At 56.3% G+C, this 14,349-nt stretch carries 13 protein-coding genes; 11 read left to right on the top strand and 2 right to left on the bottom strand.

The features are described 5' to 3' along the window. Window positions 1-67: 67 nt before the first annotated feature. The 8 genes from BQ7388_RS11315 to BQ7388_RS11280 all read left to right on the top strand — a co-directional run bounded on the left by BQ7388_RS11315 (window position 68) and on the right by BQ7388_RS11280 (window position 8,204). Window positions 68-1,264 carry a lipopolysaccharide biosynthesis protein gene (locus tag BQ7388_RS11315; protein ID WP_129583282.1) on the top strand — a complete coding sequence of 399 codons (1,197 nt, stop codon included), beginning with the start codon at window positions 68-70 and terminating at the stop codon, window positions 1,262-1,264. Between the two features lie 58 nt (window positions 1,265-1,322). Next, entirely contained in the window at window positions 1,323-2,102 is a 780-nt protein-coding gene (locus BQ7388_RS11310) for a DUF4422 domain-containing protein (RefSeq protein ID WP_072500709.1), read from the top strand. Beyond that, window positions 2,095-3,441 carry a Gfo/Idh/MocA family oxidoreductase gene (locus tag BQ7388_RS11305; protein WP_072500708.1) on the top strand — a complete coding sequence of 449 codons (1,347 nt, stop codon included), beginning with the start codon at window positions 2,095-2,097 and terminating at the stop codon, window positions 3,439-3,441. Before BQ7388_RS11310 ends, BQ7388_RS11305 begins: the two co-directional genes overlap by 8 nt. 64 nt (window positions 3,442-3,505) lie before the next feature. Beyond that, window positions 3,506-4,312: a LicD family protein gene (locus BQ7388_RS11300; RefSeq protein WP_009279574.1), complete on the top strand. Its 807-nt coding sequence runs from the start codon at window positions 3,506-3,508 to the stop codon at window positions 4,310-4,312. A 34-nt stretch (window positions 4,313-4,346) separates the two neighbouring features. Continuing rightward, window positions 4,347-5,165, top strand: coding sequence for a LicD family protein (locus tag BQ7388_RS11295; RefSeq protein ID WP_234946972.1), 819 nt, complete (start codon window positions 4,347-4,349; stop codon window positions 5,163-5,165). A 148-nt stretch (window positions 5,166-5,313) separates the two neighbouring features. After that, complete coding sequence (locus tag BQ7388_RS11290) at window positions 5,314-6,036, top strand: IspD/TarI family cytidylyltransferase (RefSeq protein WP_009279572.1); 723 nt, start codon at window positions 5,314-5,316, stop codon at window positions 6,034-6,036. Then, window positions 6,026-7,132: an NAD-dependent epimerase/dehydratase family protein gene (locus BQ7388_RS11285; protein ID WP_234946971.1), complete on the top strand. Its 1,107-nt coding sequence runs from the start codon at window positions 6,026-6,028 to the stop codon at window positions 7,130-7,132. Before BQ7388_RS11290 ends, BQ7388_RS11285 begins: the two co-directional genes overlap by 11 nt. A gap of 43 nt (window positions 7,133-7,175) precedes the next feature. After that, a complete protein-coding gene (locus tag BQ7388_RS11280; RefSeq protein ID WP_159430857.1) occupies window positions 7,176-8,204 on the top strand; it encodes a glycosyltransferase family A protein in 1,029 nt (342 codons plus the stop codon). Here the strand turns inward: BQ7388_RS11280 and BQ7388_RS11275 are convergent. Both BQ7388_RS11275 and BQ7388_RS11270 read right to left on the bottom strand, forming a co-directional pair. After that, on the bottom strand, window positions 8,173-9,579 hold the full coding sequence (locus tag BQ7388_RS11275) for an O-antigen polymerase (protein WP_159430856.1): 1,407 nt from the start codon (window positions 9,577-9,579) through the stop codon (window positions 8,173-8,175). The genes BQ7388_RS11280 and BQ7388_RS11275 overlap by 32 nt on opposite strands. A 109-nt stretch (window positions 9,580-9,688) precedes the next feature. Then, on the bottom strand, window positions 9,689-11,089 hold the full coding sequence (locus BQ7388_RS11270; RefSeq protein ID WP_072500704.1) for a lipopolysaccharide biosynthesis protein: 1,401 nt from the start codon (window positions 11,087-11,089) through the stop codon (window positions 9,689-9,691). 415 nt (window positions 11,090-11,504) lie between these two features. Between BQ7388_RS11270 and BQ7388_RS11265 the strand changes: the two genes are divergently transcribed. From BQ7388_RS11265 to BQ7388_RS11255, 3 genes are all read left to right on the top strand, one after another. Beyond that, complete coding sequence (locus BQ7388_RS11265) at window positions 11,505-12,533, top strand: acyltransferase family protein (protein WP_072500703.1); 1,029 nt, start codon at window positions 11,505-11,507, stop codon at window positions 12,531-12,533. Window positions 12,534-12,638: 105 nt separating this feature from the next. After that, complete coding sequence (locus tag BQ7388_RS11260; RefSeq protein WP_062529922.1) at window positions 12,639-13,916, top strand: O-acetylhomoserine aminocarboxypropyltransferase/cysteine synthase family protein; 1,278 nt, start codon at window positions 12,639-12,641, stop codon at window positions 13,914-13,916. Window positions 13,917-13,937: 21 nt separating this feature from the next. After that, window positions 13,938-14,349, top strand: a 412-nt coding sequence (locus BQ7388_RS11255; RefSeq protein ID WP_129583279.1) for a hypothetical protein, incomplete at its 3' end; no start/stop codon positions are given.

The raw sequence follows: 14,349 nt of genomic DNA, 5'->3' as shown, positions 1-14,349 counted from the left end.
ACCGAGGGAGGACCGCCAGGGGACGAGTCGATCGACGTACCTTTGGAATACCGTAAGCAGCATGCTCATGGCCTTTCAGTCCGTCATCATGCTGGTGGTGGTCACCCATGTTTGCGATGTCAGCACGGCTGGTGTGTTGACCCTTGCATATGCCCATGCCAACCTCTTTCTCAACTTGGGCAAGTATGGCGTAAGGAACTACCAGGTCTCGGACGTGGAGAGGCGTCACAGCTTTATCGCATACGCGAAGCTGAGGGTGCTGACGAGCACCCTGATGTTGGTCTTCGGCTCGGCGTTTCTACTTTCTCCTTTTGGCGATACGGGATACTCTGCTTCGAAGTCGGCAACCATCTTTGTGATGCTCCTGTTCAAGTGCATTGATGCGTTGGAGGATGCCGTCCATGGAAACTACCAGCAAAACGGGCGCCTTGATGTTGGCGCCAAGGTTCTCTGTTTCCGGTTGTCTACCACGATCGCCATTTTTGCGCCGCTCGTCTGCCTGACACGTGATCTCCTCCTGAGCCTCAGCATCGCGACGGCGTACACCGCGCTGTACTTTCTTGCCGAGACGGCTTGGGTGTGGAGACGGTATGGGCTTCCATCATTCGATGCGGGTGGCAGCTCGAAAGTCCTGCCTCTCCTCAAAGCCTGCTTTCCCCTTTTTCTCTCGCTCTTTCTTCTGTTTTATATAGGAAATATTCCAAAATATACCATCGACACTCTTATGGACGACGCAGCGCAGGCGATCTATGGCTTCATTGCCATGCCCGTCTTTGTGGTCGGCCTGTTGTCTAACTTCATTTTCAATCCAATTGTCGCATCCCTTGCCCTCCAATGGTCCAAGGGTAAAGTGGACGCGTTCTCAAAAAGATTTTTGCGGCAGTCCATAGTCATCCTTCTTATCACAGTCGGCTGCATCGTGGGTGCATGGACGATAGGCGCCCCCGTTCTCGGGGCTCTGTATAATACAAATCTGTATCCGTACAGGATTGATTTGATTGTGCTCCTTATGGGCGGTGGTCTGCTCGCTCTGGCAACACTCTTCACTACGGGCATCACCATCATGCGAAACCAAAGGATGTTGACCTTCGGATATCTCCTGGTCTCCCTTATCGCTCGCATTCTCTGCCCGGTGATGGTAAGGGCTGACGGAATCGATGGCGCGTCATGGTCATACCTTTGGGTTATGCTGTGTCTGACACTCTGGTGTCTCGGCGGCTTTCTGATGGGTCTCCGCTCGAATAAGGGAAGCGCAAGCGACTGACCGCCTGAAATGCATCAGGGAGGAATGTGGTGCCCCTGTGCGGATTGCGAGAAGGCATATGAGAGACCTGTGCGTGTCAGTTGCAGCGCATAAACGCTATTGGATGCCCAAGGATGAGGCCTATCTTCCCGTTTGGGCCGGCAGTGCCCTCAAGGCTCCAGCCGATTTGCCCCAGGGGTGGCGTCGGGATGATGAGGGGGAGGGAATAAGCGAAAAGAACAGAGGCTACTGCGAACTGACAGTAATGTACTGGATGTGGAAGAACGTGACCGCGAAGCATCTCGGGCTTGTTCATTATCGCAGGCATTTTTCTCGTTCCCCCTTGGGAGGGAAGACTTCGCGGATTGCCTCTAGCGACGATTTTCTATATAGGTTCGAACGCCATCCCGTCATCCTCCCGAAGGAACGAAACTATCTCATCGAGACGAGTTACAGCCAGTACGTGCACGCACATCACTCGGTGGACCTAGACTGCACGAGGGAAATCATCAAGGGCAAGTATCCGGCCATGCTAAGTTCCTATGACGAGTGCATGTCTCTGACGCACGGCCATCGCTTCAACATGCTCGTCATGCGAAATGACTTGTTCGACGAGTATTGCTCATGGCTGTTTGGCATTCTTTCAGAACTCGAGGACGAGCTCGACACCTCTGGATACAGCACAAACGATCAGAGAGTATTCGGGTTTGTCGCGGAGAGGTTATTGGATTCCTGGATTCTTGCGCATGGCGTGGATTATTCCGAGATGGGTGTCGTCAACATGGAGAGTCAGCATTGGATAAAGAAGGGAACGAGCTTTCTCAAGCGAAAAGTGGCGAGTGGGACTATCCGTGACTAAAGTCATAACATACGGTACCTTTGACTTGCTGCATCATGGTCACGTGAGGTTGTTGGAACGTGCCCGCTCTCTGGGTGACTACCTTGTGGTTGCCGTTACGACGGATGACTTTGATATCGCACGGGGAAAGATCAATGTCCAGCAGTCACTGGCTGAACGCATGGAGTCCGTGCGTGAGACGGGCCTGGCCGACGAGATAATCGTCGAGGAATATGAGGGCCAGAAGATTGATGACATCCAGCGGCTGTGCATTGATGTGTTCGCCGTCGGTTCAGATTGGGTTGGGCAGTTCGACTACCTGAAGGAGTACTGCGATGTGGTCTACCTGGACCGCACGGAAGGGATTTCGAGCACTCAGATACGCTCCGAAAAAAAGAGGATGCGCTTGGGCCTCGTGGGCGACGTTTCCTTTCTTACCAAGTACCTGTCCGAAAGTGAGTATGTGAACGGACTCGACGTGAGTGGAATCTGCGCTCGTCATCCCGAACGCCTTCAGGGCCCACTTCGTGATCTAGGGGTTGTCACTGGCTCTCTTGACGAGTTGCTTGCCTCTGTCGATGCGATTTACATCGCCTCTACTCCTTCGGAGCACTTTGAGCAGATAAAACAAGCCCTGGAGCGTGGTATCCATGTGCTTTGCGAATCGCCCATCGCCCTTGACCTAAACGATTTCGAAGAGCTTGAGGCGATTGCGCATAAGGCGGACGTTCGTCTTGTCGAGGCGATTCGTCCCGCCTACAGCACTGCATTCAAGAGGCTGTGTCTTCTTGTGAAGAGTGGAGTGATAGGTAAGGTGACGTCGGTCGATGCCACGTGCACGAGCCTGATCGAGGGAATAGGCTCATCTCCTGAGATTCCTGCTGGCGTCTGGGGCAGCATGGAAGAGTGGGGCCCGATTGCCATGCTGCCGGTTTTTCAGATGCTCGGAACGGATTTCTCTGATTTGCACATGGTCTCCCGTCGTTTCGAAACGAGTAGGAAGCTCGACGCCTTTACCAAGGCTGATTTTGTGTTTCCTGATGCGGTCGCGTCAATTATCGTGGGGAAGGGCGTGAAGTCGGAGGGAGACCTCGTTGTTTCGGGAACGCGCGGGTATGCCTATGTCCCTGCTCCTTGGTGGAGAACAGACTACTTTGAGCTCAGATTCGAGAACCCTGCGAACAACAGACGTTATTTCTACCAGCTTGACGGTGCTGGAATTCGTAATCAGCTTGCGTCGTTTGTGCGAATGGCCGAGAGTGGTACGAGGACACGCTATATCGATCCAGAGACCTCGCGTGCCATCGTGAGAGTCATGTCTGACTTCGTTGACGGGAGGAACGTGACGCAAATCGCCTAGCGTTGCACCTACATCTATGAATCAAACTCAGATGGACATGGTCGCTACTGGTGACCTTCGTCGCATGCAGCTCGAGGAACTCGACATCCTCAAAGAGTTCGTCGCCCTTTGCAAGAAGCACGACCTCAGGTACTTTTTGTTGGGAGGGACGCTTCTCGGGGCCGTTCGACACCATGGCTTCATCCCTTGGGATGACGACGTTGACATTGCGATGCCGCGGGGGGATTACGAGCGCTTCATCACGCTTCCAGATGATGAGTTCCGTGAACCTTTTGCACTATGCACCTTTGAAGACGACGACACGTACCGGTACCCATGGGCTCGCATGGTCAGCCATAACATGCGAGAGATAAATCGCATGGCGAACATACCGCGCATCGAGTACGCATGGATTGATCTCATTCCCCTTGATGGCATTCCTGATTCCGCAGCCTTACGAACGCTGCATAAAATACGTCTGAGCTTCTGGTGGAATCTCAACCAGATAGTCCAGTTCGACGAGCTGGTGGACCAACGTCGCAGACGAAGTCCTCTGGGGGCACTATCTGTCAAGCTTGCCTCTTGTTTCAAGTGGCTTGGACGCATCATTCCCTATAAGAGCTGCCTGAGGTCGCTTAACAGGGTGCTCATGTCCTGCCCTTACGATTCAGATACCCATGATGTCCTGAATTTCCTTGCGGCCTTTGGGTTTGACGAGATCTTTCCCCGTAGTTCTTTCGCGACGGGCACCACCTATTCGTTCGAAGGCGAGCGACTCGTCGGACCATGCGATTACAAGACGGTGTGTAAGACGATTTACGGTCCAAAGTACATGGAGTTTCCTCCTGAGAGCGATAGGAACAAGCACAGTGCGGAAATTATCAATGACTAGCGTGGACGTTACCGTGATGCCACGGCAGCGTCCCTTGACCATCGACGAGATTCATTCGGTGGGGCGCACGCTTCTCGCGGAGTTCGATTTCCTGTGTCGCAGCCATGACCTTCGCTATGACATCGTGGGAGGGACCTTGCTTGGTGCGGTAAGACATCACGGCTTCATACCTTGGGACGATGACGTAGACGTCTCGATGCCTCGTCCGGACTATGAGCGCCTACTCGTCCTGTGTCTGGAGGGAAAAGCCAGTCTTCCTGCCAAACGTAGTGTGGTCTCTTTGAGGGACGAGACCTTTCCGCGGCACTATGCCAGGTACGTTAGCCACGCCGTCTTAAGAGATGCGCGCTATGCGTCCGATGACGACTGCCCCTACTTCGGCCTGGACATCTTTCCGCATGATGGGGTGCCAGCCGATGACATCGCCTTTTATCATCAGGTTAAGCACATCGAGCGCTTGCGACGGATTCTTCTGCTGAGCACGTCACGCAAAGGAATGAGCAACCGTGGCAAGAAGGTCGCCCTGGCAAAGGACATGGTCCGTCCTTTTCTCAAGCTCTACGGCAGCTATCGCATCGCGAAGAGGCTTGATGCGGTCTGTTCCCAGCTGTCCTTCGAAACTGCCGAATTCGTCGGTGGGATTACTGGTATGTACGGCTTGAAGGAGCGTTGGGCCAAAGCGGACATGCTTCCTCAAACGAGCTTCGAGTTCGAGGGCCTTGAGCTTCTCGGATACAGGAATTACGATAAATATCTATCAAATATCTATGGCGACTACATGCAGCTCCCGCCTGAAGAGGAGCGACTTCCGCACCCCGATGATTTCTATTGGGACAGATCCGTGTGTGACTAACCCACAAAGGTATAGTGTTCCTCAAGGTGGCCATGTGGGAGTGTCCCTTAATTAAGTGGCTCACATCTGCCTTTTGCGCTCTTGTGGCGATGTTGCCGCCTCCTTGTGCAGTGGCTGTCCAACGTCTCGTCGCTCTGAAGGGAACCATATGAACATTGCGGTGATATTCGCAGGTGGCGTTGGCAGTCGCATGCGCTCGAAAGAGCTTCCCAAACAGTTCCTGGTCATACACGGCAAGCCAATCATCGTTCGTACGGCGGAACTGTTCCAGGCCCATGCGAAAATCGATGCAATCGTGATTTCGTGTGTCTCGGAGTGGATTGCGTACTGCAAAGAACTCATGGTCGAACATGGCCTCTCGAAGGTTGAGAGGGTCGTGCACGGAGGTTCCACGGGCCAAGAGTCCATCTACAATGCGCTCTGTGCTGCCGAGGAGCTTGCTGCAGGTGAAAGAAGCATTGCGCTCGTGCATGATGGCGTTAGACCCCTTATCTGTGAGAAGACAATCGATGACAGCATCTCATCGGTGCGCTCCTTCGGCTCTGCCATTACTTGCGTATCAGCCAAGGAGACAGTCGTGGAGATTGATGGGGATGGGGCCGTCAGGGACATCCCTGCACGCAGTAGCATCCGTCTTGCAAGGGCACCCCAGAGCTTCTGGCTTGATGAGATTCTGCGTGCGCATCGTAGGGCGATTGCAGAGGGTCGGCAGGATTTTGTCGACTCAGCGTCCATGATGCGGGAGTATGGCCATTCCCTGCATCTGATTGATGGGCCTGAGGAGAACATCAAGATCACGACCCCTGGTGACTTCTTTGCCATGAGGGCAATACTTGATGCGCGCGAGAACGAGCAGATCTATGTCAGCTAGGCAGCGTTCGAATTCGGACCGGAGGAAGCCGATGGTGCCCGTCGTTTGGTCCCGTGTGCTCGACGAGGATTTTTCCCGCATTCCCAGGGACGAGTTCGAGCCGTTCCATGGGAAGACCGTCCTCGTAACGGGCGCTACAGGACTCGTTGGCTCACTTATAGTGAAGGGCTTCGTCTATGCCCGCGAGACATATGGGATAGACACAAGGGTCATGGCTGTCGTGCGCGATGGGTCGAAGGCACGGAGGACCTTCGCGCCCCACTGTGGCCAGCTTGATCTGGTGGTCTGCGATCTTATGCACGACGTGCCCAAGATAGACGGGGAAGTTGACTATATCGTCCATTGTGCCGCGATCACACAGTCGAAGCTCATGGTAGAGCGTCCCGTCGATGTCATCGACCTGTCCGTCTGTGGGACTAGGTCGGTCCTAGGAATGGCCGTCCAAAAGCGTGCACGCATGGCATACCTCTCATCGATGGAGGTGTACGGGACGATTCCGGGGAAAGACAGGGTGGGTGAAGACCAACTCGGCTTCATCGATCTGGGGTCAGTGCGCTCCTGTTACCCGGAAAGCAAGAGACTGTGCGAGAACCTCTGCGTCGCTTTTGCGGTGCAGCACGGCCTCGACGTGTCAATCCTCAGGCTGGCTCAAACCTTTGGCGCCGGTGTAGGCCGCACGGAAAGTCGAGCCGTCGTCCAGTTCGCTCGCAAGGCGGCAGCGGGAGACGATATCGTTCTCAAGACGAGGGGTCTTTCGGAGGGAAACTACGTCTATGCTTCCGATGCGGTGAGGGCCATCCTTCTAGTACTCCTGAAGGGTGAGGCCCGAGAGGCATACAACGTCTCCAACGAGTCAACCCACATGACTATCCGTGAGCTTGCGCACTTTGCCACTAGGGTCTTTCCCACAAGGGGGAGTCGGGTTGTCATAGATGTCGACGAGCAAAATTCCAGTGGTTATGCGGCGGACGTCAGGCTGTTTCTCGATTCTTCTAAGCTTCGACGTCTTGGCTGGGAGCCGCAGGTCGACCTTGGCGAGGCCATGCTTCGTACCATCGCGTATCTGGAAGAGCAGGACGAACCCCGGGAGGACTAGAACCTTGACCCCGTCTGCCCCTGACATGGCCGTCGGCGTGCGCGTGAGCGTAATCGTGCCGGTATACAACTCGGATGAGTTCGTACGCCATACCGTAGAAACACTGCTGCAGCAGGACTTCGAGGACTTCGAGGTTCTGCTGATGGACGATGGATCGTCCGACAGCAGTGGATCGATTTGTGACGACATGGCAGCTCACGATAAAAGGGTACGCGTTTTCCATCTCGAAAACGGTGGCATGTGCCGGGCCAGGAACCTGGGAATCGAATACGCAAGGGGAGAGTACGTCTCCTTCTGCGACAACGACGACGAGTGTCTTCCGGGCTTTCTGTCCGCCAACTTTAATCTGGCATACAGGTATGGTGTCGACTGCGTCCGCTTCGGTCGCAGGCACGACCTCATCATGGGCGGGCGGGTGTGCCGGACGGACGTGCTGTGCCCCTCCAAGGAGGAGGTGCTGTGGGGTGATGACGTCGTCGAGCACTACGATACGGTCATGACAGCAGGCTCGGGAGTCTGGACTGGCATGTACCGACGGTCGACCATCCTTGAGAATGGCATCAAGTTCGATGAGAGGCTGAGGAACGGCTACGAAGACCACATCTTCAACGCACGGTTTATGGAAGTGGCCAACGGCGTAGCCCTTAACCCCTCTGTTCTCTACGTCTGGTCTCAGCGCGCGTCGCACAGTGCGTCAATGAAAATTCGGGATGACTACTTCCTTGGCCTTCGCTTGGCGGCCTTGGCAGAAACGAGGTTGCTTGACAGAAATGGATTCTCTGGCAGGAGGCCAGACATATACGCGAAGTGCATGTGCTTCTATCTGCATAACGGTCTCAGCATCTCGAGCAAAAGTGGGGCGAGTGTCAGCCTGGAGGCGAATCGTCCCTTTTACGAGTCCTTACGTCAGACGTTTTGCGAAAGTGGCGTCCACCGTTTGGACGAAAAGTGCCTAAGGCCGCGTGACCGCCTAGCCTATCACCTGTTGTGGTCCGGACGCTACCGCGTCCTCCATCTTGCCTGCATGGTTGTATATGGAGCTAAATATCGTCTAAGGCATCCTCACGTCTAAGTGCTCCGCGCATATGCCGACGGAGTTGCAAGATATACGTACCTAGGCTTCCGGTAAGCCAGAGCGTTACGATGACGGCGAGCACCACGATTACCAGCACGCTCGTGTTCAGCATTCTGCTGAACACGTACTCCTCACGCTCGAGATCGAATAGGTTGCTCCCTACGTACAAGAAGGGCACGACGACTGCGGGGATGGTGTGCCTTCGGGCGTACTCGTACATCGTCTCGAAGATACCTCCTGCTGCAGTGCCCAGGACGATGATGCCCGCTATGCCGAAGTCGGCGAAGTATCTGAAGAACATCGTGTAGATATTGCTGCCATGGTTGCCTATGCGGACGAAGTCGGATGCGTAGGGCTGGAGGCTATGGATGATTCCGAACTTGTAGGCAAAGACGTACAGGTTGTAAAAGCTGCGCATGCCTGGGTATGGGGATGCCGCAATGCCTCTGTCGAGAGCGAGCTGAAACGAGGGAAGCCCCCCGCTCACATAGAACGATATGTAGCTGTCGAGCGAGCTTGATGCCATTCTCCCCACAAGCGCGGACGAGAAGTAGAACAACGGGATGCCAAGCAAGACAGCGATGCCACCGATGGTGATCATCTTCTTGGTAATCAGTCTCGCACTGCGTCCGTCTCGGAGTTGCAGGAGGAAGAAAGCCAGGGCACTTGCGAAGGCGTAGTTCGCAATGGGGCCTCGGCTGCCCATGAGAATGGTGTATCCGCACGTTGCCAGAAGGCAGGACAGGGGAGGAACGATTCCTTTCCAGCCACGAGCATCTGCGATGCTCCGTACTGAGAAGAAGACGGAGCAGTATGCGATGACGGTCACGAGCTTATCGGACTGACGAGAGACGAAGCTATACCCCTCGCCCATGCGTATGTTGGCGGTTGAGAACGAGCTGCTGGTGACTTGTCGAGCCCACTTCGCAAGGTCGACGTAGCTCTCGAAGTGCTTGCCTGCCCCAGCTGCCATCTCGGTCATGTCGTGGATGCGGATGGCTGCGGCGGCGATGACCACGACGAAGAGGACGAGGTACTTCCATGAGGCCACCTCAAAAGAGTGGGTGTGGTGGCTGTCTAGACTACCTGGCCTGGCATAGTGTCGACCTCGGGGGTTTCTGGTTTGCCAAAACGCTCGCACGAGAAGTGCCCCTAGAGCGAAGCACGTGCAGCCAAGCAACAGAAAGGAGAAACCGTCCACCTTGAGAGGCACTTCGTTCCAGGTACGCATTCCCAGGATGGAGAGCGCGGCGGCGAGACAGAAGACAAGGGTGTTGAGGGGTGCGGGTGACAGGAGCTCGAAGTCCGATTTCGTCAAGCAGAGCCAGAACTCGATGAGCAAGACGATTGCAAGAAGCAGGTTGAATAGCATCACGTTGTCCCCATGGTAGTCGTTGGCGCATGTGGCCTTGCGCATACCCTATCATTGCGGGCTTTCGTTCGGGATCCATGTGCGCAGTGAGACCGACCGCGCTGGCACCCTATGTTCTGAGGGCTTTGTAGGTTGATTGGACGCGGTTCCCGTTGGCGACAAGGAATGCCACATAGAACAACAGGTACGCTGTGGTTGCTACGAGGGGAGGCAGGAGAATCGTCATGGTGACGAAGGCTCCCGTCAATACAAGCTCCCATATTCCGATGCTGGTGGGTGGAACGCCGATGGCACGGTTGAGGTAGCTTTCTGAGTAAAGGCTCCTGATTATGATTGCCAAGACGACGGAGCCTATGATTACGTAGATTGAGTGGAAGATACTGGTTCCTAGGAAGGTGCCGAGGGCGCTGAGCAACGCAATGCACGCATTGATTCTGAATAGCACCGCCTCCTCGCGGCGCACCTTAAAGAACGTGGTGCATGTAATGTTCATCTTGCTGTCAAAGACGCAGAGGGGCATCAGATAGATGAAGAAAACGAAACTATGCGCGTACTGGGGCAGCCACAGTCCGAGGAGCCAGGTCATCGGTTGGTACAGCAAGTAGACCGCAGGGAAGGCGAGTCCCATCGCATCGCAGGCCACGGTGTAGAAGTGCTTGGCGGACTGGGCGCTGCCCTGCCTGAGGGCAGGGAAGAGCACCATGCTTGCCTGTGAGACGAACGCTAGGAAGAAGTTGACCATGGAGAGAGCGAGCGAGAGCTCTCCGAATGTCTTGATGCCCCACGTCGCATCGATGGCGAAGCGCGCGATGCCGAGAACCAGCTGGCTGGCGATGTTTGCAAGCATGAGCTTGATGCCCACGCGGATGCTCTGGATACCCTCCCGGGCGGCTTGGCTCGGTGCTAGGATGCCAGATTTTGTAAAGTCCCGTAGTAGGTACAGGCAGAAGCCAAGCTGCACGACACTTGAAAAGATGTAGGAGATGACGTATGGCTCGAACGCATGGATCCGCCCCGTTAGGAGTAATAGGAGTGGGACGAGAAAAGACAGGCGCTCGACAATGGACGAGTAGGAGGAGAGCCTGGTCTCGTTCATTGCCTGCAGTAGGAAGGTCAAGTATGTCGCCGCGTTCTGTATGACGAGGAAGATGCCCGTGCAGACAATAACGAACTCCCGCTCGGGGCCAAAGCCTCCAAGGACGGCTATCGCGACGATGACGACGGCCATGATCAGTTGGAACGATAGAGCGAAGGCGAACTGTGAGTTGACCGACCGTCTGTCAATCTTGTCGCGTGACTGCCCTCCCTTGATGAGGTAGACACCGTCATTGAGCCCTAGGTGAAAGAAGCCGACATAGCCTATGTAGAAGATGAAGAGCTGCCAATAGCTGTATTGTTCGGTGCCGAGGAGCTTCGGGACGATCAGCGACTGGACGATGCTCAGCAGCATGCTCACCCCCTGGGCGAGGAAGGCTACCGAAACATTCTTGATAAGGGTTCTTTTGTCCATGGGAGAAGTATAGGGGAGGCGCGATGCGTCTGTCTCTTGGTACCGGCGGGCGCATGGAAAGAAAGGATATTAGGCGAGATAGGTGCAGGTTCTTTTGATGCGTCATGGAAAGATGAGTCAGTATTCTGCGCGTTGAATGCGCCAATTTTCTCGCGTGTTGATAAAACGAACGGAATGACCATCCCTCCTAATAAAACTATCCAGAAAGGAGTCTGTGGTCTTCTCCGAGATGCGCTCAAAAGGGCGTACATGTCATGAGAGTTGATTTTCGCATCGTCACATCGAGGGCCTACTTGGGTAGTGCAGACTGAGGTGTGTTTAGCGGTATGCTTCGTCTGAAGATACGTGACTAACGAGGAGATTTTACTTGGGTGAGCCCAGGCCATGGCTAAGGGCAGTCTTGGGAATGAAGTCCATGGCGCTTCTTCTCATTTTGGTTTGGCATTGTGGAGTTCTGAAAGCGCCCGATTTGGGTGCTAGGTGCTGCGAGATATTTTTCGTTTCCTCTGGCTTCCTTGAGGCGTACCGACATGGCTTCTCTTGGGAGTTCACATTGGAGGAGTGCTTTCTCTCCGTGCGTAGGAAGTTGCGCGTCATTTATCCGATGTATCTCGCATCCCTCCTGTCGGCTGTCGCCCTGTCTTTCCTGACTGGAAAAATCACCCTCGAGTTGAGGTTCGTGGGAACAATGCTGCCTTACCTCTTGTTGATGCAATCTTGGTTTCCCAAGATTGCATTGCTTCCGGAATACAATGGTGCAAGCTGGTTCCTATCTGCGCTGTTGCTTTGCTATGCAGCGACCCCATTCGTTGCATACGTCGTGAAAAGAGTGATGGGTGCGACCGCTCTCGGCTCAAAGGTCTTAAAGATGTCTTTGCTCATGGCGACGATCTTCTTGGTGCGGACGGTTGCCGAATTACTTGCCGTGACATTTCCAGATATCTATTCCTACAGCGTCCACAGCAATCCTCTCGTCCGTCTCCTGGAATTTTCGCTTGCCTATTGCGTTGGCATCGTCTTTACGGATTTTTTGTCCACGAGAGATATCAGTCCTTGGAAGAAGGCGACTCTCGAGTTGTCGATAGTTGCCGTCTATGTAACCGCTGTCTGGTACGGTAATGCGCTGCTTCCGCGCTCTGCTTTTGTTTTCCTTGCATGCCCACTGGTGGTGGTCTTTGCTAGGGGAGAAGGGCCTATCTCTCGCTTTTTGTCCCTGGCGCCCCTCCAGAGCTTTTACGCAATCGAGATGTCCTTCTATCTTTTTCACCAAACCGCCTGTCGCATTGCGGCGATTGATGTTTTCAAGACTCTCTATAGTGGCATTCGCGGCGGCAGAATAATTCACGTGACAATTGCGTTGGCTCTGACTTTGTTGTTCGTCATGGCCTGGAGACTGTTGTCTACGGCTTTCAACTCTCGTTTCCACCGCTTGAACGTCGGGTAGCCGGTCCTCTCCTTGGTGTAAGGTTTCGGACGTGGTCGCGTTAGGGGAGGGCCCTCCTCGCGACCGGTGCCTCGTCTGGTTGCCCTTTGACCCAAAGGAGCTCACATGACCCAGATTGCCACGCGTTGCGTCCAGGCTGGCTATGCGCCCGGGAACGGGGAGCCGCGCCAGATTCCCATCGTGCAGTCCACGACCTTCAAGTACGACACCTCCGAGCACATGGGGCAGCTCTTCGACCTCGAGGCGGAGGGCTACTTCTACACCCGCCTGCAGAACCCCACGAACGACGCCGTCGCCGCGAAGATCTGCGCCCTCGAGGGCGGCAGCGCGGCCATGCTCACCAGTTCGGGCCAGGCGGCCAACTTCTTCTCCGTGTTCAACATCGCACAGTCAGGCGACCACGTCGTCGCCTGCTCCACCATCTACGGCGGGAGCTACAACCTCCTCGCCCACACCATGGCAAAGATGGGGCTCGAGACCACCTTCGTCTCTCCCACCTGCTCGGACGAGGAGCTCGAGGCGGCCTTCCGTCCCAACACCAAGGCCGTCTTCGGCGAGACCATCGCAAACCCCGCCCTCGCGGTCCTGGACATCGAGCGCTTCGCCGCCGCCGCGCACGCCCACGGCGTGCCCCTGATCGTCGACAACACCTTCCCCACGCCCGTCAACTGCCGGCCCATCGAGTGGGGCGCCGACATCGTGACCCACTCCACCACCAAGTACATGGACGGCCACGGCTGCGGCGTGGGTGGCGCCATCGTGGACTCCGGCAACTTCGACTGGATGGCCAACGCCGAGCGCTTCCCAGGTCTCACCACGCCCGACGAGTCCTACCATGGCATCGTCTATGCCGAGCGCTTTGGCCGGGCAGGCGCCTTCATCACCAAGGCGACCTCCCAGCTCATGCGCGACTTCGGCTCCATACAGTCGCCCCAGAACGCCTTCTACCTCAACCTGGGGCTCGAGAGCCTGCACGTCCGCATGCCGCAGCACTGCGCCAACGGCCAGGCGGTGGCGCAGTTCCTGCAGTCCAACCCCAAGGTGGCCTCTGTTCGCTACCCCGGGCTCCCCGATGACGAGTTCCACGCCCTTGCGCAGAAGTACCTGCCCAACGGCAGCTGCGGCGTGGTGAGCTTCGAGGTGGCGGGGGGCCGCGCGGAGGCGGAGAGGTTCATGGCGGCGCTGCGCCTCTTTGCCATCGAGACGCACGTGGCGGACGCGCGCAGCTGCTGCCTGCACCCCGCCAGCTCCACCCATCGCCAGATGAGCGACGAGGAGCTTGTGGCGGCGGGCATATCCCCCAGCATGGTCAGGCTCTCCTGTGGTCTGGAGGCGGGGGAGGACCTGGTGGCCGACCTGGACCAGGCGCTCGCGTCCGTCTAGGGCCAGCGCGAGGGAGGGAGCATGGAGAGGGACGCCTTGGTGAGGGTCGCCGCGACGGGCGGCTACGGCACGGTCTACTCCGTCGAGGAGGGCGTGTGCGAGGTCGCCTTGATTGACCCCCAGGCCGAGGAGGACTTCCTGTCCGTCCCGCAGGCCATGGTCGAGCCGCTCGAGCGGGCGTATCCGGAGTCCATGGGCGAGCTTGCGGGACGGCTCGCCCTCCTTCACCTGCGCGTGAGCAGCGATGCGGCTGCGGGAGGCGGCTTCGAGGCCTTCGTCGGCCGAACCGAGGACGACGCGCTCGAGCTCTGGTGGGCCGAGGGCAACCATCGCGCGAGGCGGGTGTCCCACCTGGAAGGGGGACAGGCCAGCGCCCTGGTGTCAGCGCTCAGAGGGCTGGACCTGGAGCCCTGGGAGCACGGCGGGGGCGCAC

It is taken from the genome of Olsenella phocaeensis, from assembly GCF_900120385.1.
GTDB lineage: Bacteria > Actinomycetota > Coriobacteriia > Coriobacteriales > Atopobiaceae > Olsenella_I > Olsenella_I phocaeensis.
The sequence above is the reverse complement of the archived record's forward strand: the minus strand, read 5'-3'. Positions and strand labels throughout refer to the sequence as shown.

Excerpts from the sequence above, each read along its gene's own strand:
- BQ7388_RS11290 (WP_009279572.1), top strand. The coding sequence starts at position 5,314 with ATGAACATTGCGGTGATATTCGCAGGTGGCGTTGGCAGTCGCATGCGC.
- BQ7388_RS11310 (WP_072500709.1), top strand. The coding sequence starts at position 1,323 with ATGAGAGACCTGTGCGTGTCAGTTGCAGCGCATAAACGCTATTGGATG.
- BQ7388_RS11265 (WP_072500703.1), top strand. The coding sequence starts at position 11,505 with ATGGCGCTTCTTCTCATTTTGGTTTGGCATTGTGGAGTTCTGAAAGCG.
- BQ7388_RS11300 (WP_009279574.1), top strand. The coding sequence starts at position 3,506 with ATGCAGCTCGAGGAACTCGACATCCTCAAAGAGTTCGTCGCCCTTTGC.
- BQ7388_RS11315 (WP_129583282.1), top strand. The coding sequence starts at position 68 with ATGGCCTTTCAGTCCGTCATCATGCTGGTGGTGGTCACCCATGTTTGC.
- BQ7388_RS11285 (WP_234946971.1), top strand. The coding sequence starts at position 6,026 with ATGTCAGCTAGGCAGCGTTCGAATTCGGACCGGAGGAAGCCGATGGTG.
- BQ7388_RS11260 (WP_062529922.1), top strand. The coding sequence starts at position 12,639 with ATGACCCAGATTGCCACGCGTTGCGTCCAGGCTGGCTATGCGCCCGGG.
- BQ7388_RS11275 (WP_159430856.1), bottom strand. The coding sequence starts at position 9,579 with ATGCTATTCAACCTGCTTCTTGCAATCGTCTTGCTCATCGAGTTCTGG.
- BQ7388_RS11270 (WP_072500704.1), bottom strand. The coding sequence starts at position 11,089 with ATGGACAAAAGAACCCTTATCAAGAATGTTTCGGTAGCCTTCCTCGCC.